Origin of the sequence: Streptomyces misionensis (assembly GCF_900104815.1) — a bacterium.
Classification (GTDB): domain Bacteria; phylum Actinomycetota; class Actinomycetes; order Streptomycetales; family Streptomycetaceae; genus Streptomyces; species Streptomyces misionensis.
In genome coordinates, this window is the sequence record NZ_FNTD01000004.1 from 7385023 (window position 1) to 7404666 (window position 19644).

14 protein-coding genes are annotated in these 19644 nt (G+C 72.5%); 5 read left to right on the plus strand and 9 right to left on the minus strand.

The genetic code is table 11. From position 1 onward, the window contains the following. Positions 1–231 precede the first annotated feature (231 nt). The 3 genes from BLW85_RS34355 (at position 232) to BLW85_RS34365 (ending at position 3610) form a co-directional block, all read left to right on the plus strand. Complete coding sequence (locus BLW85_RS34355; protein ID WP_070023143.1) at positions 232–810, plus strand: LuxR C-terminal-related transcriptional regulator; 579 nt, start codon at positions 232–234, stop codon at positions 808–810. Positions 811–1127: 317 nt separating this feature from the next. Continuing rightward, the gene (locus tag BLW85_RS34360; RefSeq protein WP_074996319.1) at positions 1128–2738 is read left to right on the plus strand and encodes a GMC oxidoreductase; all 1611 of its coding nucleotides are present in this window, start codon (positions 1128–1130) and stop codon (positions 2736–2738) included. A gap of 104 nt (positions 2739–2842) precedes the next feature. Further along, positions 2843–3610, plus strand: coding sequence for a thioesterase II family protein (locus BLW85_RS34365; RefSeq protein ID WP_074995157.1), 768 nt, complete (start codon positions 2843–2845; stop codon positions 3608–3610). A gap of 17 nt (positions 3611–3627) precedes the next feature. Here the strand turns inward: BLW85_RS34365 and BLW85_RS34370 are convergent, their stop codons facing one another. The 5 genes from BLW85_RS34370 to BLW85_RS34390 form a co-directional block, all read right to left on the minus strand. Then, positions 3628–4992: an alkaline phosphatase gene (locus BLW85_RS34370; protein ID WP_074995158.1), complete on the minus strand. Its 1365-nt coding sequence runs from the start codon at positions 4990–4992 to the stop codon at positions 3628–3630. A 178-nt stretch (positions 4993–5170) separates the two neighbouring features. Continuing rightward, complete coding sequence (locus BLW85_RS34375) at positions 5171–6427, minus strand: MFS transporter (protein WP_074995160.1); 1257 nt, start codon at positions 6425–6427, stop codon at positions 5171–5173. Beyond that, positions 6424–7518, minus strand: a complete 1095-nt coding sequence (locus BLW85_RS34380; protein ID WP_074995162.1) for a PLP-dependent cysteine synthase family protein — start codon at positions 7516–7518, stop codon at positions 6424–6426. The genes BLW85_RS34375 and BLW85_RS34380 overlap by 4 nt, the downstream gene beginning before the upstream one ends. Before the next feature lie 114 nt (positions 7519–7632). Further along, positions 7633–8013 (minus strand): hypothetical protein, encoded by a 381-nt coding sequence (locus tag BLW85_RS34385; protein WP_074995164.1) that lies wholly within the window; start codon positions 8011–8013, stop codon positions 7633–7635. A gap of 82 nt (positions 8014–8095) precedes the next feature. Beyond that, positions 8096–8497: an ArsR/SmtB family transcription factor gene (locus BLW85_RS34390; protein WP_074996320.1), complete on the minus strand. Its 402-nt coding sequence runs from the start codon at positions 8495–8497 to the stop codon at positions 8096–8098. Positions 8498–8600: 103 nt separating this feature from the next. Here BLW85_RS34390 and BLW85_RS34395 point away from each other — a divergent pair, with 103 nt between their 5' ends. After that, positions 8601–10583, plus strand: coding sequence for a heavy metal translocating P-type ATPase (locus BLW85_RS34395; protein WP_074995165.1), 1983 nt, complete (start codon positions 8601–8603; stop codon positions 10581–10583). Beyond that, positions 10580–10990: a hypothetical protein gene (locus BLW85_RS34400; RefSeq protein WP_074995167.1), complete on the plus strand. Its 411-nt coding sequence runs from the start codon at positions 10580–10582 to the stop codon at positions 10988–10990. The genes BLW85_RS34395 and BLW85_RS34400 overlap by 4 nt, the downstream gene beginning before the upstream one ends. Before the next feature lie 37 nt (positions 10991–11027). On the opposite strand, the gene BLW85_RS34405 is transcribed toward BLW85_RS34400, so the two are convergent. The 4 genes from BLW85_RS34405 to BLW85_RS34420 form a co-directional block, all read right to left on the minus strand. Further along, on the minus strand, positions 11028–12065 hold the full coding sequence (locus BLW85_RS34405) for a C40 family peptidase (RefSeq protein ID WP_070023160.1): 1038 nt from the start codon (positions 12063–12065) through the stop codon (positions 11028–11030). Positions 12066–12229: 164 nt separating this feature from the next. Beyond that, positions 12230–12469 carry a DUF5133 domain-containing protein gene (locus BLW85_RS34410; protein WP_074995169.1) on the minus strand — a complete coding sequence of 80 codons (240 nt, stop codon included), beginning with the start codon at positions 12467–12469 and terminating at the stop codon, positions 12230–12232. A gap of 166 nt (positions 12470–12635) precedes the next feature. Then, positions 12636–15014 (minus strand): SpoIIE family protein phosphatase, encoded by a 2379-nt coding sequence (locus tag BLW85_RS34415; protein ID WP_074996321.1) that lies wholly within the window; start codon positions 15012–15014, stop codon positions 12636–12638. 109 nt (positions 15015–15123) lie between these two features. Next, positions 15124–19380, minus strand: coding sequence for a HAMP domain-containing protein (locus BLW85_RS34420; protein ID WP_074995171.1), 4257 nt, complete (start codon positions 19378–19380; stop codon positions 15124–15126). Positions 19381–19644 lie beyond the last annotated feature (264 nt).

Here is a 19644-nt window from a genome sequence, read left to right on the forward strand (position 1 = left end):
CGAAAAACGATGGCGGGCGGCGGCAAGGTACCGCCAGCGGCTCGGCAAGGACCCCGCAAGGTCGGTGACGCACGATGTTCTCACCTGGAGATTCTGCTGGTCTCAGGGACGATGGCGCCCCTGCCGACGGCCGTCACGGCCGCGCACCAGCCTCCGAAAGATTCGCAGTCAAGTTTTCCGACAGGGAGCCCACTCTTGCTGAGTCCAGCACTTGCAGCTCCGGGCCTGTGCATGGCAAGTCTCGATAGAACTCTGACCATCCAACAGGCAAACCAGGAGTTCTTCCGGCAGTTCAACAGCTCGTCCGAAGACATATGTGGCCGGAATTTCCGTGACGTGGTGCACCCGAGCGTGCAGCAGCCGTTAGTACGACAATTCTTCAATTTACTGGAGGGCAAGCACCAGCGGTTCGTCACGCCCGTCATCGCCCTGGGACCCGGCGACGAGTCCGCCTTCACCGTCCCCCTCACCGCGGTCGCGGTGCGCGGCGGTCTGCCCGACACGACCGCCATCCTGGTCATGATGCCCACGGCCGGGGACGCCGAGGGGACCGGCGTGGTGACCAGGCGCAAGAAGATCCTCTCCGCCATGGACGCGCGCATCCTGGAGGGCATCGCCGCCGGGGTCTCCACCGTCCCCCTCGCGGCGAGCCTCTACCTCAGCCGGCAGGGCGTCGAGTACCACGTGACCTGCCTGCTGCGGAAGCTGAAAGTGCCCAACCGCGCGGCGCTGGTCTCCCGCGCCTACTCCATGGGCGTGCTCAAGGTCGGCACCTGGCCGCCCGAGGTCGTGGACGACTTCGTGAAGTGAGCACGCACGGGGGCCCCGGGCGCTCACCGAGCGCCCGGCAGCCCCGCCGCGGCACGGCGTGAGCGGGCCGCGCCGTGCCCCCGGCCAGGCCGTGCCGCAGCCCTCTTCGAATGGCGTCACCGTGCCGCCTTCCGCGTGGGCCGCGCCGGCCCCGTCCGCGCCGTGCCGCCCTCTCCGCGCGCCGCGCGACCCGGCCTCCGGACCCGGCCGCCACCGGCCGCGCCGCGCACCCCCGCCCCTCCGTACCTCCCGTTCCCCTGCCCCCGACCCAGGAGACACACAGCGTGAACGCACACCAGCCTCTGTCGCGCCGCCGCATGCTCGGCCTCGCGGCCCTGGGCGCCGCCGCGATCGCGGGGCAGACCACGATCACCGCGGCCACCCGGGCGGCCGCCGCCACCACGAGCGGCGGCCAGGGCGGCACGTTCGTCCCCGCCGTCGTGGTCGGCACCGGGTACGGCGCGGCCGTCTCCGCCCTGCGCCTCGGCGAGGCGGGAGTGCCCACCCTGATGCTGGAGATGGGCCAACTGTGGAACCGGCCCGGCCCGGACGGAAACATATTCTGCGGGATGCTCAAGCCCGACAAGCGCTCCAGCTGGTTCAGGACCCGCACCGAGGCCCCGCTCGGCTCCTTCCTCTGGCTCGACCTCGTCAACCGGGACATCGACCCCCACGCGGGGGTGCTGGACCGGGTCGACTTCGACCAGATGTCCGTGTACGTCGGACGCGGCGTCGGCGGCGGCTCGCTCGTCAACGGCGGCATGGCGGTCACGCCCCGGCGCTCCTACTTCGAGGAGGTGCTGCCCCAGGTCGACGCCGACGAGATGTACTCCACGTACTTCCCGCGCGCGAACTCCACCCTGCGGGTCAACGACATCGACCAGGGCTGGTTCGAGCAGACAGACTGGTACCGGTTCGCGCGTGTCTCGCGCGAGCAGGCCGAGAACGCGGGCCTGAAGACCACCTTCGTACCCAACGTCTACGACTGGGACTACATGCGCCGGGAGGCCGACGGCTCGGTGCCGAAGTCCGCGCTGGCCGGCGAGGTCATCTACGGCAACAACCACGGCAAGGTCTCGCTCGACAAGAGCTACCTGGCGGCCGCCCTGGGCACCGGGAAGGTCACCGTCGAGACCCTGCACCAGGTGAAGACGATCCGTCAGCGGAACGACGGCACCTATCTGCTGACCGTCGAGCAGAAGGACGCCGACGGCAAGCCGCTCGCGACCAAGGAGATCTCCTGCCGCCACCTCTTCCTCGGCGCCGGCAGCCTCGGCTCCACCGAACTGCTGCTGCGCGCCCGGGAGACCGGCACCCTGCCCGGTCTCAGCTCCGAGATCGGCGGCGGCTGGGGCCCCAACGGCAACATCATGACCGCCCGCGCCAACCATGTGTGGAACCCCACGGGCGCCGGCCAGTCGTCGATCCCCGCCCTCGGTATCGACGACTGGGACAACCCGGCCAACCCCGTCTTCGCCGAGATCGCCCCGCTGCCGGCGGGCATCGAGACCTGGGTCAGCCTCTACCTGGCCATCACCAAGAACCCGGAGCGCGGCACCTTCGTCTACGACGCCGCCGCGGACCGCGCCAAGCTGCGCTGGACCCGGGACCAGAACGCGCCGGCGGTCGCGGCCGCGAAGTCGCTGTTCGACCGCGTCAACGCGGCCAACGGCACCATCTACCGGTACGACCTGTTCGGCAAGCAGGTCAAGGCCTTCGCCGACGACTTCTGCTACCACCCGCTCGGCGGCTGCGTCCTCGGCAAGGCCACCGACGCCTACGGCCGCGTCGCCGGATACAAGAACCTCTACGTGACCGACGGCTCGCTCATCCCGGGCAGCATCGGCGTCAACCCGTTCGTGACCATCACGGCGCTGGCGGAGCGCAACGTCGAACGCGTCATCAAGGAAGACGTCACGGCCTCCTGACACGCGACGGGGGCGGGGCCCGCGTGCGCCCCGCCCCTCACTCCGCCCCGGCGAGCGCTCCGCCCCGGTGGGCGGCCGAACCCGAACCGAAAGGCAATGACCCCGTGAAAACCCCGCTCCCCGAGGACAACGGCCTGTGGGTCCGCCGGTTCCACCCGCGCCCCGACGCCCGTGTCCGGCTGGTGTGCCTGCCCCACGCAGGGGGCTCCGCCAGCTTCTACTTCCCGGTGTCCCGGTCCACGCCCGACGACATCGAGGTGCTGTGCGTGCAGTACCCCGGCCGCCAGGACCGCCGCGACGAACCGCTCCTGGACTCCGTACCGGCGCTGGCCGACCGGGTCTGCGAGGCCCTGCTGCCCTGGACCGACCGGCCTCTCGCCCTGTTCGGTCACAGCATGGGTGCTTCCCTCGCCTACGAGATCGCCCGGCGGCTGGAGCGGGAGCGGGGCATCACGCTCGCCGCGCTCTTCGCCTCCGGCCGCCGCGCCCCGTCCGTGCACCGCGAGGAGACCGTCCATCTGCGCGACGACGACGGCCTGGTCGCCGAGATGCGCGGCCTGAGCGGCACCGATCCCCAACTGCTCGGCGACGAGGAGGTCCTGCGGATGATCCTCCCGGCCATCCGGGCCGACTACCGCGCCGCCGAGACCTACGCATGGGTACCCGGGCCGCCCCTGAGCTGCCCCGTGACCTGCCTCGTCGGCGACGACGACCCCAAGGTCACCGTGCCGGAGGCCGCCGCCTGGTCGGAACACACCGAGGGCCCCTTCACCCTGGAGGTCTTCCCGGGCGGGCACTTCTTCCTGGCCCGGCACCAGCCGGAGATCATCCGGCTGATGACCTCCGGGCTGGAGGCGCCCGCCCCGCGCTGAGCACCGGGCCGGCGCGGTCAGCGCAGCCGCAGCGCCTCGCGGACCGTGGTGAACAGGTCGGTCTGGTCGGTCACGCCGAGGACCCGGTAGGCCAGCGGCCCCTGGGCAGCGATGCGGACCTCGGTGCCGGTGTGCTCCTGGGACTGCCCCGGGGTGTTGGTCGAGTAGTTCACCTTCAACTGCCCGCCCTCGTCGGTGACCAGCGTGGCGGACTGCCCCGGCGGAGTGGCCTCCAGCGGCACGATCTGGCTGGTGTGGCCGTGGTCGGCGGTGGTGACGACCAGGGTGTCGGGGTGCTTGGCCGCGTAGTCGCGGGCCACCTTCACCGCACGGTCGAACGCCGCGGTCTCGCCGATCTGGCCGCAGGGGTCGGCGGCGTGGTCCTGCTTGTCGATCGAGGCGCCCTCGATCTGCAGGAAGAAGCCCTTCTTGGAGTGGTTCGCCTGCTGCTTGGCCTCGAGCAACCGGATCGCGGTGGCGGCGGAGTCGGCGAGACTGGGCGTGGAGGCGGGGCGGTCCGGGTTGGCGGTGACGCACCGCTGCGGGGCCGTGCCGCCGACCGCCGCGGCCTTGCCGGTCCACTCGGTGGGCACATTGCCCGGGGCGAAGAGGCCGAGGACCGGCCGGCCCGCCTTGGCGGCCTTCAGGGACGCGTCGTCGGTGACGACCTGGTAGCCCAGCTCCCGCGCCTGCTGGGTGACGGTCCTGCCCTGGTACCTGCCCTGGGTGATCGTCTGGTCGAAGCGCTGCTTGCCGCCGCCGAGCAGGACGTCGACCTTGTGGCCGACCTCCTGCTCCGCGATCGAGCCCGGTCCGCCGGCCGCGATCGTGTCGCTCGGGCACTTGGCCATGTCCGCGGGACCCTGGCAGGAGCGGTCGGTGGCGTGGGCGGCGAGCACGGCCGGGGTGGCGTCGGTGAGTTCGGCGGTGGTGACGTCGCCGGTGGCGTAACCGTTGCGCTGGGCCAGCTCCAGCAGGGTGGGCACCGGCTTGTCGGTGCCGGGGGTCTTGGAGATGCGCCCGTTCACCGTCTTTACCCCGGTGGCCCAGCCGGTGCCGCTGGCGGCGGAGTCGGTGACGTAGTCGGGGGTGCCGTCGGCGTGCACCGCGTAGGTGGTGTAGGCGCCGGTGAGCGGGAACCGGTCCATGTTCAGCCGGCCGGCCGCGCCCACGGTGTAGTCGCGGGCGAGGGTGATCTCCGAGTCGCCCATGCCGTCGCCGATGAGCAGGATGACGTTCTTCGCCTGTCCGCCCTGGATCGCCTTGCGTGCCTGCTCCTTGGAGTCGAAGGCACCTGCGGGGGTGGTGACCGCGACGGCGGCCGTGGTCGCGACGACGAGCGCGGTGGCGAGCGTCAGACGGCGGCGGGTGGCTCTGTGCATGAAGTGACTCCTCGGGGCGTCCGATGGTCGGCCGCGTCGGCCGACGGGCATCAGATCACCATGCGTTGGCAAAGCCGGGGTAAACGGCCGGTCGTGTGCACGTATCCGTGGCATGACGCCCGTGCCCGGAGGGCTCCGCGGTGGTCGAAGCCCGTCCGGGCACGGGCGGTCACGGCGCTCATGCCGCGACGGGCTCCGGCCGCGGGCGTGGTGCGGCGAGGCGTCCGCTGCGGGCGAGCGCGGCGACCGCCGTGGCACAGGCCGCCCCGGTCGCGGTCAGTGCCACCCAGGTCAGCCAGGTGGCGTCATGGCGCCGGGTGTGGTCCCAGAGGGCCCCCGTGCCGAGGTTGCCCAGGGAGATGCCCAGTCCGGAGACGGTGTTGTAGAAGCCGTAGTGGGTGGCGACCAGGCGACCCCCGGACAGGGCGACGACCGTGTCCATCTCGAAGGGATAGACGACCGAGGATCCCACCGCCAGCAGGACCACGGCCAGAACGAGCGCTGTCAGCACGGCCGTCGGGGACTGCCCTGGGCAGAGGGCGAGCGGTACGAAGGCGAGGCCCATCGCCGCCAGACCGCGCACCAGGGCCGTGCCGGGCCGCCAGTGCTTCTTGGCCCAGCCCGTCAGCCGTAGCTGGCCCATGACGGCGACCGCGGCCGAGACGACGAACAGTCCGCTGGTGACCGCCGTGCCGTCGGCGCCGAGGAAGTCGGTCGCCGCGAGCGGCAGCGCGAGATACACCTGGAAGGTCAGCACGTACGAGCCGATCATCGCCGCGGAGAAGAGGAGGAACGGCCGGTTGGCGACGACGCTGCGCCACTGCGCGAGCACCCCGTCCCGCCCGCCGTCCCCGGTGGGTCGCCGGCGCGCCGGCAGCGCGCGCCACTGCAACAGGGTGAGCAGGGCGAAGATGCCGGCCGCGACCGTGCACACCAGCCGGAAGTCGGTGGCCAGCAGGGCCAGTCCCACCACCGGGCCGAGCAACATGCCCGCCTGGTAGTAGACGTTGAAGGTGGCGAAGGCGTCCACCCGGCGCTCGCCGGCCTCGGCGGCGAGGTGGGCGCGCACCGCCGGGTTGAACAGGGCGCCGGCGAAGCCCGTCGCGGCGGACGCCGCGATGAGGGCGGGCAGGTCGTCGACCCAGCCGAGCAGGGCGAAGCCGAGGGTGCGCAGCAGACAGCCGGCCATGATGGGGATCTTGGGGCCGAGGCGGTCGGCGAGCGTGCCGCCGATGAGGAACATGCCCTGCTGGGAGAAGTTGCGCACACCGAGGACGAGCCCGACCGCCCAGGCGGCCAGTCCGAGGCCGTCGGACAGATGCGCGGCGAGGTAGGGCATGAGCATGTAGAAGGCGAGGTTGATGGCGAACTGATTGGCCATCATCAGCCGTGCGCCGGGCGGGAAGGAGCGGGTCTGCCGCCACAGGTGCTTCATCGGGCGGCTCCCGCGAGACCGGGACGGCGGGAGTGTCCGAGGGGGTCGGTGACGCGGGTGCACCGGGTCCAGCGGGTGACGGTGCGTTCCGCGGCGTGGGAGATCTCGTCGGGGTCGTCGGCGGGCGGGTGCCCGAGGAGGTCGTGGCGGCGGCAGTAGGCGTCGTCGAAGACCGTGCCGACGTAGCGCTGCGGCCCGTCGGGGAAGACCGTGACGATCCGGTTCTCTGGCGGCAGGGTGCGGGCCAGCCAGCGGGCGACGAGGGCGACGGCACCGACGCTCCAGCCGCCGGTGGCGTGGTGGTCGCGGGCCAGCCGGCGGGCGGCCCACACGGCTTCCGGCGCGGAGACCCAGTGCACCTCGTCGAAGAGGTCGTAGGCGACGTTGCGGGGGTGGATGCTGGAGCCCAGGCCGCGCATGAGCCGGGCGGCGGCGGGCTGGCCGAAGATCGTCGAACCGGTGCTGTCGACCCCGACGATCCGCAGGCCGGGGAAGCGGTGACGCAGCACGGAGCCGATGCCGGCCGAGTGGCCCCCGGTGCCGACGGAGACGACCAGGGTGTCGACGCGGCCCAACTGGGCGACGAGTTCCCGGGCGAGCGGGGCGTAGGCCGCCACGTTGTCGGGGTTGTTGTACTGGTCCGGGCACCAGGCGTCCGGCCGGCCGGCGAGCAGTTCGGCGACGCGCCGCCGCCGGGCCTCCTGCCAGCCGCCCCGCGGGTGCGGCTCGGTGACGAGGTCGACCCGGGCGCCGTAGGCGGCGAGCAGACCGGTCATCAGCGGCTCCATGCCGGGGTCGGTGACGACGGTGACCGGATGCCCGTAGGCCGCGCCGGCCAGGGCCAGACCGAGGCCGAGCGTGCCGGACGTCGACTCGATGATGCGGGCGCCGGGCGCGAGCCGGCCGCTCTCGCGGGCGGCGCGGACCATGTGCAGGGCGGCGCGGTCCTTGATGCCGCCGGGGTTGTGGCCTTCGAGCTTGGCCCAGAAGCCGCGGCCGGCGGCGGCGAAGGGCGCGCCGATCCACAGGAGGGGGGTGTCGCCGACGAGGCCGGCGGGTGTGTGCGGTGCCGTGGGGCAGGGGTGGTTCATGGCGTGCTTCTCCTCCGGCCGGCGCGTCGGACCGCGCCCGGCCGGTGTGGGGGAGGGACGGGGGTGATCGTTCGCCGGGCGGCCCGGTTCGGATGGGCGCCGGCGCGGGGGCGATCAGGTCCGCCACACGCCGAGCAGGGCCCGCGCATGTCCGGGGGACGACGCGGGGGAGGCGCAGGGCAGCGCCGGTGCGGGGACGGCCGCAGCGGCGTCGAGCGGTCCGGCCGGGGCGAGCGCCGCGAGCGGCGGGTCCACCGGCCCGGCGTCGCGCGGCGGCTGGGCGGTCGGCTCGTCGAGACCCCAGCAATGGCTCTGGTGGTCGGGGGACGGCGCGCCCGGCCCGGCCGCCACCAGGACGTCGGCGCGCTGCGCGGGTCCGGCCGTCGGGCCGTGACAGCAGGCGAAGACATGCATGAGCGTGATCAGCACCAGGGCGAGCACCGCTCCGGCCCACGGCAGGGAGCGGCTGCTGCGCCTCTCCGACACGGCTCGCATGAACGCGAAGAGTAGTCGGCCGGGCGCGCATGGTTCCGGTCGATGGGGCGGGATCACCGCATCAGGTGAAACGCCCGGGCGGTCAGGCGCTCGGCAGGCCCGCCGCTTCGGCTTCCGGCTCGGTGAGGGCGGCCGTGTCCGTCAGGCCGAGGCGGAGGTGTTCCACGTGGTAGATGGCCTGGTCGATGAGTTCCGCGACGTGGTTGTCGTAGAGCGAGTACACGATGGAGCGGCCCTTGCGGGTGCCGACGACGAGACCGAGGTTGCGCAGCAGGCGCAACTGGTGGGAACAGGCGGACTGTTCCATGCCGACCTCGGCGGCCAGCTCGGTCGCGGGCAGCGGGCCCTCGCGCAGCCGGGCGAGGATGAGCAGCCGCGAGGGGGTCGCCAGGGCCTGGAGGGTGGTGGCCACCTTGGCGGCGCTGGCCGCGTCCAGACTCCTGCGCGGGACGCGTCCTGACGACTGTGCGGCTCCATGACCCATGTGTTCATGGTACGACACCATTCATGAACGCATGAATGACTCTTCATCCATTCCTGCTACGGTGGTCGGGTCGGGATCCCGTGCCGCCCACCGTGAAGGACCCATGTCGAACTCATCCACGCTCACCCGCCCGGCGCCGGACGGCACCGCGCGCGAGGCGGGCGCGCCCCGCCGCCGCACCCGCGTCCTCGCCCTGCCCGAGGCCCGCTGGGCGACCGCCGCACTGGTGCTGTTCCTGATCGCGCTGCCGCTGTACCTCACCGGGGCGCCGTCATGGACCTGGGGCACGCTGCTCGCGGCCGTCTACGCGACCGGCGGCTGGGAACCGGGCTGGGCCGGGCTCCAGGCGCTGCGCGAGAAGACCCTCGACGTGGACCTGCTGATGGTGGTCGCCGCGCTCGGGGCGGCGGCGATCGGGCAGGTGCTCGACGGCGCGCTGCTCATCGTCATCTTCGCCACCTCCGGCGCGCTGGAGGCGATCGCCACCGCCCGCACCGCCGACTCCGTGCGCGGCCTGCTCGACCTCGCCCCCGCAACGGCCACCCGCGTCGCCGACGACGGCGAGGAGGAGAGCGTGCCCACCGAGCGGCTCGCGGTGGGCGAGACCATCCTGGTGCGCCCCGGTGAGCGCGTCGGCGCCGACGGCCGGGTGCTGGAGGGGGCGAGCGAGGTCGACCAGTCCACCATCACCGGCGAACCGCTGCCGGTGCCGAAGGAAGCCGGGGACGAGGTGTTCGCCGGCACCCTCAACGGCACCGGCGCGCTGCGGGTGAAGGTCGAGCGGGACCCGTCCGACTCGGTGATCGCCCGGATCGTGGCCATGGTCGAGGAAGCCTCCGAGACCAAGGCGCCGACCCAGTTGTTCATCGAGAAGGTCGAACAGCGCTACTCCCTCGGCATGGTGGCCGCCACCCTCGCGCTCTTCGTGCTGCCCCTCGCCTTCGGCGCCGCGCTCCAGCCGACCCTGCTGCGAGCCATGACGTTCATGATCGTCGCCTCGCCGTGCGCGGTGGTGCTGGCCACCATGCCGCCGCTGCTGTCCGCGATCGCCAACGCCGGCCGCCACGGCGTCCTCGTCAAGTCCGCCGTCGTCATGGAACGCCTCGGACAGATCGACGCGGTGGCGCTGGACAAGACCGGCACCCTGACCGAGGGCACGCCGAGGACGACGGAGATCCGCCCGCTGGCCGCCTCCGGGCTGACGGAGGACGAGCTGCTGCGGCTGGCGGCGGCGGCCGAGCACCCCAGCGAACACCCGCTGGCCCGCGCGCTCGTGGCAGCCGCCCGCACCCGCGGCCTGGACCTTCCCCCGGTGCGGGACTTCCACTCCGCCCCCGGCACCGGAGTGCGCGCCACCGTCGAGGGCAGGACCGTCGCGGTGGGCAGCCCCGCCCGCCTCGGCGACGCCCACCCGGGCCATCCCGCCGTGGCCGTGGCCGCGGGCCTGGAGGAGGAGGGCCGCACCGCCGTGCTGGTCACCCTCGACGGCGAGCCGGTGGGCGTGCTGGGCGTGGCCGACCGGCTGCGCGCCGAGGCCGCCGCCACCGTCGCGGCCCTGGAGGAACTGACCGGCACCGCCCCGGCCCTGGTCACCGGCGACAACGCGCGCGCGGCGGCCCGGCTGGCCGGCGAGGTCGGCATCACGGACGTCCGTGCCGGGCTGCTGCCGCAGGACAAGGTGGCCGCGGTGCGGGAGCTGGAGCAGGCGGGGCGCAAGGTGCTGGTGGTCGGCGACGGTGTCAACGACGCCCCCGCGCTGGCCGCCGCCCACACCGGCATCGCCATGGGGCGCGCGGGCTCCGACCTCGCGCTGGAGACCGCCGACGCGGTCGTGGTCCGCGATGAGCTGGCGACCATTCCCGCGGTCGTGCGCCTCTCCCGCCGGGCACGCCGGCTGGTGGTGCAGAACCTGGTCGTCGCGGCGGTGTTCATCACCGGCCTGGTGATCTGGGACCTGGCCGGAAACCTGCCCCTGCCGCTGGGCGTCGCGGGCCACGAGGGTTCCACCGTCATCGTCGGCCTCAACGGTCTGCGGCTGCTCGCCGACGGCGCCTGGCGCCGCGCACACGGCGGGAGCCCCCGATGAGCCGCCGGCGCCGGGAGACCGACCAGGGTGCGACCGAGGGACCGGACCGCTGCACCGTCACCGTGTGCCGCGGCTGCTGCTGCGGCACCGAGAAGCTCCCCGGCGTCGATCACGCCGCCCAACTCGGCCTGCTGCGCGAGGCGTTGGCCGGCACCGGGCGGGTCCGGGTGACCGGCTGCCTCGACGCCTGCGAGCACGCCGATGTGATCGTGGTGCAACCGTCCCCCGCCGGGCGGGCCGCCGGCGGGCGGCCCGTGTGGCTCGGCCTGGTCAACGACATCGACGCCGCCGCCGACATCGCCGCGTGGGTCGCCGCCGGCGGCCCGGGACTTGCGGACCCGCCCGGCGTGCTCGATCTGTACGAGTTCAGCCCGTCCCGGCGCGTACGCCAGGGCATGGAGGGCTGAGGGCCGCCGGGGGAGCGGCCCCGGCGGCGGCCTGCGGTCAGACCCGGACGCCGAACATGAACGGGCCGCCGATGGTGTCCATCGACTCGTACCGCACGACCGTGCCGGTGCGCGGCGCGTGCAGGATCTGGCCGTTGCCCGCGTACAGGCCCACGTGGTGCAGGTCGTTGAAGAAGAAGACCAGGTCGCCGACCTGGAGCTGGCTGCGCGTGAGACGGGTCCCGATGCCCGACTGCGCCTCGGAGGTCCGCGGTATGGAGACGCCGGCCTGCGCGTAGGCCCAGGAGGTCAGGCCCGAGCAGTCGAAGGACGAGGGGCCGGTGGCGCCGTAGACGTACGGCTTGCCGATCTGGCTCTGGGCGGCGGAGAAGGCGGCGCCGGCCCGGCCGGAGGCGGAGCTGTCGTGGCCCAGGTCCACCCGCTCGGTGGAGGAGCGGTTGGCGCGCTGCTGCTCGGCCGCGAGATCCGCCTTCTCCTTGGCGGTCAGGGTGTTGAGGATCTTCTGCGCCTCGGCGAGCTTGCCCTGGACCTCCTTCTTCTTGTTGCCCAGCTCGGTCCGGGTGGCGGCGAGGTCCTTGAGCTTCTCGGTGGCCTCGGCGCGCTGCTGGGCGAGTTCGCGCTGCTTGGCCTGGATCTTCTTCAGGGCCTCGACCTGCTGGCCGCTCAACTGGTCCAGCGTGGACGCCTTGTCGAGGAAGTCGTCCGGGTCGGCGGACAGGAAGAGCTGCACCGAGGGGTCGATGCCACCGGAGCGGTACTGCGCGGTCGCCAGCGAACCCAGGCCGTCGCGCAGCTTGTTCAGGTCCTCCTGACCCCGCGCGACGTTGTCCTGGATCGTGGATATCTCCTTCTGGAGCTTCTCCTGCTTCTCCTTGGCACCGTTGTACTTCTCGGTGGCCTGCTCGGCCTGCTCGTACAGCTTGTCGACCTTCGCCTTGACCTCGTCCTTGCCGGGCTTCTCGCTCGGTGCGGCGTTGGCGGCGTTCGCGCTGAGGACGACGGCTGCGGCGGCCGCGGTGGTCAGTACGGTGACACGCGTGCGGCTCGGCTGCTTGGGTCGACGATGGGACGCCACAGGGGCGAGCTCCTTGCTCCTTCAGCCGCCTGCCGGCACATCGGTGGGCGGGGCCCGCCGCCGTCACTCCCTCTGAGTGATCACCAACGGGGGTTGGAGCTAGACCTTAATGACTTCCTCTCGGTTAGATCAAATGTTTGCATGGAAAGGCCTGTTCGTGCGGGTCAGGCGGCCAGGACCGGTCGGGTGCCCGCCTGCCGTTCGGTGCGCAGCCGCTCCAGCATGACGTCCGCGGCGGCGAGGGCCTCGTCCACCGTCCGGGTGCCGGTCATCACACACAGCGTGTACGAGGTGTCCTCCAGCTCCCGGCTGGAGTGGCCGGTGGGCTGGAGGTCATGGCGGAAACGAGCCTCGGCGAAGCGGGCCAGCAGCGCGCGCAGTTCCTTCTCCGCAGGCAGCAACACAGCGACATCCCTCTCTCGGTGGGCGGGCACACGGCCCCGGCCGGACCCCGCGAACGGATCCTCCGGCGCTTCGTGTGCCCCCGAACGATCACCGTATGCATCGAGAGCGAACCCCTGTGCCACTAAGGCAGGTCAGGGCCCCCGGCCGCCACCGGGGCGTACGCCGTCAGCCGACCCTGATGCCCACGATGCAGGTGTCGTCGTCGGTGTCCGACCTGCTGTACGTGAGCAGCCGGTCCAGCTGCTGGTCCAGGGTCCGGGGGCCCGAACGCGCCGTCTCCAGCAGATGGGACAGGGACTCCTCCACCGAGCGGTCCCGGCGCTCGATCAGCCCGTCGGTGTACATCAGCAGGGTGTCGCCCGCGGCCAGCCGCACCTCGGTCTCCTCGTACTCCGCCTCCGGCAGGGCGCCCAGCAGCAGGCCCTTGAGCCTGGGCAGCGGGGTGGCCTCGTCCGTGCGCACCAGGACCGGCGGCAGGTGCCCGGCCCGCGCCCAGCGCAGCGTACGGCGCTCGGCGTCGTACAGACCGCACACGGCGGTCGCGGTGACCGCGCCCGTCAGATGGTGGGCGACGATGTTCAGCCAGGACAGCAGCTGCGCCGGACCCGCTCCGGTGACGGCCAGGCCGCGCAGCGCGTTGCGCAGGACGACCATGCTGGTGGCCGCCTCGATCCCGTGCCCGGCCACATCGCCGACGCACAGCAGCACCAGCCCCGACGGCAGCACCACCGCGTCGTACCAGTCGCCGCCGACCAGGTGCTCCGTCTCGGCCGGCCGGTAGCGCACCGCCACCTGGAGGCTCGGCACGCGCAACGGCGCCTGGGTGGGCGGCATGATGGCGTGCTGGAGCTGGAGGGTGAGCCGGTTGCGCTCGACGGCCTGCTGCTCGGTGTGGGCGAGCTGGTCGCGGGTCGCGGCGAGGGCCACCTCGGTCCAGTGCTGGGCGGAGATGTCCTGGTAGGCGCCGCGCACGCCGAACAGCTGCCCGGCGGTGTCCAGGACCGGTTCGGCGACCACGCGCATGTGCCGGGTGACACCGTCCGGCCGCCGCAGTCGGAAGGCGGCGGACGCCGGCCGGTGCTGGTGCAGCAGGGTGCGCAGGAACCGCCCGATCTGGACGGCGTCGTCCGGGTGTGAGTAGGCGGGCAGGTCCTCCAGCGGCACCGGGGAACTCGTGGGCGGGCGCCCGTAGAGGTCGAACAGCTGGCCGTTCCAGGTGATCTCACTGGTGAGCAGGTTCTCCTCGAAGCCGCCGATCCGGCCGAGCCGCTGGGCGTGCTGGAGCAGACTGGCCAGGCGCGCCGTCTCGTCCTCGATGCGCCAGATGAGCAGCACGCTGGAGCCGTGCCGGCTGATGCTGATGTCGGCGACCGCGGACAGCGGCACCTGGTCGACCAGCGCGGTCAGCCGCATCCGGTGCGCACGGAACGGCTCGCCGGTGGCGTAGACCCGCTCCACGCGCTGGAACAGCTCGCCGGCGCCGGCGGCCATCGGGTAGGCCTCCAGCAGCAGGGCCCCGCCGACGACGGCCCGCGACCTGCCCGCCGGGTCGAGGAAACGGCTGTTGACGTGCTGGATGCGGAAGTCGACGAGCCGCCCGTCGTCGTCGAGGTGCGGCACCAGCACCAGCGCCGGGTCGTGCAGCCCGTCCGCCAGGTCCATCAGCTCGGCCACGTCCGGCACCACCCGAGGTCCCCAACTGGTCCCGGCGGAGGGCACGAAGTCCTCCAGGGTGTGCGCGCACAGTTCGGCGAGCGTCTCCACCTGGCGCACCACCGGCCGCGGCAGCGGCTCCTCGGCCCCGGGCCAGGCGATCTCCAGGACGCCGTGGATCCGGCCGCCCGCACCGGCGGGCACGGCGATCCGGGCGCCGTCGGGGTAGTCGCGCCGCCCGATGGTGGGCAGCCCCGACGCGGCGATGGAGGGCAGCCACTGCCCGTCGGGTTCGGTCAGTCCGCGCCGGGCCACCGTGGCCACGTCGGGCGGGACGTAGCACCAGCGGGCCGCCTCGGCGGCCGTGAAGCCCGCGCTGCCGGCCAGGGCGAGCGAACCGTCCGAGCCGGCCGCCCAGATGGCCACCGCGACGGCGCCGAGCGGGCGCAGGGCGTGTTCGAGCAGCGAGTCGGCCATGGCCTGGGCGTCGTGGGCGGCCAGGACGCCGCTCTCGGCGGCGCGCAGCCGTACGGCTGCGGACTCCTCAGCCTGCCCGGACGGGGCCGCGGCCGTGGACAGGAAGGCCTCGGTCACCTCCGCGACCCGGTCCCTGGCCGCCTGGTTGATGACGTCCACCGCGAGTTCCAGCGAGGTCACCTGCGCCTGCTCGGCCAGCTCGGCGAGCTGCCGGCCGGCCTGGGCCGGACCGCAGCCGAGCCGCTCGATCAGGATGCCCTTGGCCAGTTCGATCAGCGCCCGGCCCTCGGCCTCGGCCTGCGCGGTCCGCACCTCGTGGCGCAGCCGCTCCACGGTGGCGGCGAGCCTGCCGACGGGGGAGCCGGGGGGCACATCGGCCGCCACGTCGTCCACCGGCGACAGCGGGGCGGGCACTCCGCTCGCCGCCTCGGTCTGGGTGCCGGGCTCGGCGGATGGCTGGATGTTCACCGGACGGGTACTCCTCGGCCTGCGGACGGACGGTTGCGCGGTGCCGTTGCGGGCCTCATGCGGGCAGCCAGCGCCGGACGCAGGCGATGAGGTCGCGCGTGTCCACCGGTTTCGTCACGTAGTCGCTGGCACCGGAGGCGAGGCTCTTCTCCCGGTCGCCGTGCATCGCCTTCGCCGTCACGGCGATCACCGGCAGGTCGGCGTACTGCGGCATGCGGCGGATCTCGGCGGTGGCGGTGTACCCGTCCATCTCGGGCATCATCACGTCCATCAGGACCAGTTCCACGTCCGGGTTGCTCACCAGCGTCTCGATTCCCTTGCGGCCGTTCTCCGCGTGCAGGACGCGGAAGCCGTGCAGTTCGAGGATGCCGCTGAGCGCGAACAGGTTGCGCGCGTCGTCGTCGACGACCAGCACGGTACGGCCGCGGGTCTGCTCGTCGACCAGGTCCGCCGGGGCGTGCTGCAACTCCTCGCCGCGGACGAAGGTGAGCACCTCGCCGGGTTCCTCGGCCGACAGGTGGAGGGCGATCCGCTCCCGCAGCTCGTCCAGGCTGGAGAGGTACTCCAGCGAGCCGCCCGGCTCCACCGGCGGGTACTCCGCGCGGTGGGAGCTGTGCACCAGCACGGGAACGCCGGCGAGGGCGGAGTCGCCGTCCAGCGCCGCCAGGAACCGGGCCGACTCCCCGTCCGGGCCGCCCAGCTCCACCACCACGCAGTGGCAGGGCTCGGCGGCGAGGGCGCCGGCCGCCTCCTGGGCGCCGACCGCGGTGATGATGTCGACCGGGATGCCGTCGGCGTGCCCGTGGTCCATGTCGCCGACGACGCTCTCGGCGACCAGGGTCAGCAGGCCGCGCGGGCGTTCCTCCACCACGAGGAGCCTGCGGGCGCGCTGCCGCTTGGCCGCGACGCGCGGTGCCGACGCCTCCAGTTCCCGCGGGGGCGTGGCGGTCGCCTGCTCCTGCTCGTCCGGTTCGGCGGCGCCGCGCACGCCGTGCAGGTGTTCGTCGAAGTCCGGCCGGGCCACGGGCAGGTAGAGGGTGAAGGTGCTGCCCTTGCCCGGGGTGCTGTCGACGGTGACGGCGCCGCCGAGCAGATGGGCGATCTCCCGGGTGATGGACAGGCCGAGCCCGGTGCCGCCGTACTTGCGGCTGGTGGTGCCGTCCGCCTGCTGGAACGCGCCGAAGATGCTTTCCAGCTGCTGCTCCGGGATGCCGATGCCGGTGTCCTTCACCCGGAAGGCGACCACCGAGCCGCCGCGCACCACGTCCTGCGGCACCTCGTCGTCGGTGGCGGGCTCGACGCGCAGCTCGACCCCGCCCTGCTCGGTGAACTTCACCGCGTTGGACAGCAGGTTGCGCAGGATCTGGCGGAGCCGGGAGTCGTCGGTGAGCAGGTCGGCGGGCGCGCCGGCCGACGTGCTCACGGTGAACCCGAGGCTCTTCTGGGACGTCATCGGCCGGAAGGTGGCCTCGACGTACTCGATGAGCTGGCGCAGCGAGACCCGCTCCGGCGTCACGTCCATCTTGCCGGCCTCGACCTTGGACAGATCGAGGATGTCGTTGATCAGCTGGAGCAGGTCCGAGCCCGCCGAGTGGATGATCCCCGCGTACTCCACCTGCTTCGGGGTGAGGTTGCGGGAGGGGTTCTGGGCGAGCAACTGGGCCAGGATGAGCAGGCTGTTGAGCGGGGTGCGCAGCTCGTGGCTCATGTTGGCGAGGAACTCGGACTTGTACTTGGAGGCGAGCGACAACTGCTGGGCGCGCGCCTCCAGTTCCTGCCGCGCCTGCTCGATCTGGAGGTTCTTCCCCTCGATGTCGCGGTTCTGCTCGGCGAGCAGCGAGGCCTTCTCCTCCAGTTCCGCGTTGGAGCGCTGCAACTCCTCCTGCCGGGCCTGCAACTCGGCCGAACGGGCCTGGAGTTCGCTGGTCAGGCGCTGCGACTCCTCCAGGAGTTCATCGGTGCGCGCGTTGGCGACGATCGTGTTGACGTTGACGCCGATGGTGTCCACGAGCTGCTGGAGGAAGTCCCGCTGGACGGCGGTGAACCGGGTGACGGAGGCCAGCTCGATGACGCCGAGCACCTGCTCCTCGAAGAGGATGGGCAGCAGCAGCAGCGTGGTCGGTACGACCTGTCCGAGACCGGAGGAGATGGTGACGTACCCGGGCGGCAGCTCGTCCACCGCGATGGTGCGGCGGCTGCGCGCGGCCTGGCCGACCAGGGAGCGGCCGAAGGAGATCCGCTCGGGCCGGTCGTCCTCGTCGGGGCGCCCGTACGAGCCGACGAGCCGCAGCTCGGGCCCCGCGGCGCCCTCCTCGGCCAGGTAGAAGGCGCCGTACTGGGCGGACACCTGGGGCACCAGCTCGTCCATGATCAGCTCGGCCACCACGCGCAGGTCCCGGTGGCCCTGCATCAGGCCGGAGATGCGGGCGAGGTTGGTCTTGAGCCAGTCCTGTTCCTGGTTGGCCATGGTGGTCTCGCGCAGCGACTCCACCATGGAGTTGATGTTGTCCTTGAGGTCGGCGACCTCGCCGGACGCGTCGACGGTGATGGACCGGGTCAGGTCGCCCTCGGCGACGGCGCTGGCCACGTCGGCGATGGCACGGACCTGCCGGGTGAGGTTCCCGGCGAGTTCGTTGACGTTCTCGGTGAGCCGCTTCCAGGTGCCGGACACACCCTCGACCTCGGCCTGGCCGCCGAGGCGGCCCTCGGTGCCGACCTCCCGGGCGACGCGGGTGACCTCGTCGGCGAACGCCGACAGCTGGTCCACCATCGTGTTGATGGTCGTCTTCAGTTCGAGGATCTCGCCGCGCGCGTCGACGTCGATCTTCTTCGACAGGTCGCCCTTGGCCACGGCCGTGGTCACCAGCGCGATGTTGCGCACCTGGCCGGTGAGGTTGTTGGCCATGGAGTTGACGTTGTCGGTGAGGTCCTTCCAGGTGCCGGCCACGTTGGGCACATGGGCCTGGCCGCCGAGCCGGCCCTCGGTGCCGACCTCGCGGGCCACCCGGGTCACCTCGTCGGCGAACGCCGAGAGGGTGTCGACCATGGTGTTGATGACGTCGGCGAGCGCGGCGACCTCGCCCTTGGCCTCCACGGTGATCTTCTGCGAGAGATCGCCCTTGGCGACGGCGGTGGCGACCTGGGTGATGGACCGCACCTGGCCCGTGAGGTTGGAGGCCATCACGTTGACGTTGTCGGTGAGGTCCTTCCAGGTGCCGGCCACCCCCCGCACCTGTGCCTGGCCGCCGAGGCGGCCCTCGGTGCCGACCTCGCGGGCGACGCGGGTGACCTCGTCGGCGAAGGCGGACAGCTGGTCGACCATCGTGTTGATGGTGCTCTTGAGTTCGAGGATCTCGCCGCGGGCGTCGACGGTGATCTTCTGGGAGAGGTCGCCCTGTGCCACCGCGGTGGCCACCTGGGCGACGTTGCGGACCTGGGCGGTGAGGTTTCCGGCCATGAAGTTGACCGAGTCCGTCAGGTCGCGCCAGGTCCCCTTGACGCCCTTGACGTCCGCCTGGCCGCCGAGGCGGCCCTCGGTGCCGACCTCGCGGGCGACGCGGGTGACCTCGTCGGCGAAGGCGGACAGCTGGTCGACCATCGTGTTGATGGTGCTCTTGAGTTCGAGGATCTCGCCGCGGGCGTCGACGGTGATCTTCTGGGAGAGGTCGCCCTGTGCCACCGCCGTCGTCACCTGGGCGACGTTGCGGACCTGGGCGGTGAGGTTTCCGGCCATGAAGTTGACCGAATCCGTCAGGTCGCGCCAGACCCCCGCGACGCCCGGCACCTGCGCCTGGCCGCCGAGGCGGCCCTCGGTGCCGACCTCGCGGGCGACGCGGGTGACCTCGTCGGCGAACGCGGACAGCTGGTCGACCATCGTGTTGACGGTCTCCTTCAGCTGGAGGATCTCACCGCGCGCCGGTACGTCGATCTTCTGCGACAGGTCGCCCTTGGCCACCGCGGTGGCCACCTGGGCGATGTCCCGGACCTGCGTGGTGAGGTTCCCCGCCATGGCGTTGACCGAGTCGGTCAGCACGGCCCAGGTGCCCGAGACCCCCGGCACCTGCGCCTGCCCGCCGAGCGTGCCCTCGGTGCCCACCTCGCGCGCCACCCGGGTGACCTCGGAGGTGAACACGGACAACTGGTCGACCATGCCGTTGAAGACGGTGGCGATGTCGCCCATCAGCCCCGGGGAGTCGTCCGGCAGCCGGGTGCCGAAATCTCCGTCCCGGACCGCGGTCAGCCCCGCGAGCAGTCCTCTCAGTTCCTCGTCGCCGGGGACCGCGTCGGTCGTCCCGGTCACCTTGCCGGCCATGCGCACCCTCATTCCGCTCCCCAAGGGCCCCATGGAGGGGCCCGGAACCAGCGCCGGGCACGCGGCCTGACCCGACGATTGGTGTGCATTTCCCCAGTTCAGGGATTTACCCGACGAGGAAATACGTCGCAGGTTAACCCAGTTGCGCGGACTCGCACAAAGCGATGGACCGGCCACCGGCGCTCGCCGGACCGTCCGCCGGCCGGCAGCCGCACGGCCGGACGCGCCGCACCGTCCGCCGGCCGGGCACCGGAGCGGCCCGAC

Coding starts and splice junctions, on each gene's coding strand:
- BLW85_RS34395 (WP_074995165.1), top strand. CDS start 8,601: ATGTCGAACTCATCCACGCTCACCCGCCCGGCGCCGGACGGCACCGCG.
- BLW85_RS34400 (WP_074995167.1), top strand. CDS start 10,580: ATGAGCCGCCGGCGCCGGGAGACCGACCAGGGTGCGACCGAGGGACCG.
- BLW85_RS34370 (WP_074995158.1), bottom strand. CDS start 4,992: ATGCACAGAGCCACCCGCCGCCGTCTGACGCTCGCCACCGCGCTCGTC.
- BLW85_RS34420 (WP_074995171.1), bottom strand. CDS start 19,380: ATGGCCGGCAAGGTGACCGGGACGACCGACGCGGTCCCCGGCGACGAG.
- BLW85_RS34380 (WP_074995162.1), bottom strand. CDS start 7,518: ATGAACCACCCCTGCCCCACGGCACCGCACACACCCGCCGGCCTCGTC.
- BLW85_RS34355 (WP_070023143.1), top strand. CDS start 232: ATGGCAAGTCTCGATAGAACTCTGACCATCCAACAGGCAAACCAGGAG.
- BLW85_RS34360 (WP_074996319.1), top strand. CDS start 1,128: ATGCTCGGCCTCGCGGCCCTGGGCGCCGCCGCGATCGCGGGGCAGACC.
- BLW85_RS34385 (WP_074995164.1), bottom strand. CDS start 8,013: ATGCGAGCCGTGTCGGAGAGGCGCAGCAGCCGCTCCCTGCCGTGGGCC.
- BLW85_RS34375 (WP_074995160.1), bottom strand. CDS start 6,427: ATGAAGCACCTGTGGCGGCAGACCCGCTCCTTCCCGCCCGGCGCACGG.
- BLW85_RS34390 (WP_074996320.1), bottom strand. CDS start 8,497: ATGGGTCATGGAGCCGCACAGTCGTCAGGACGCGTCCCGCGCAGGAGT.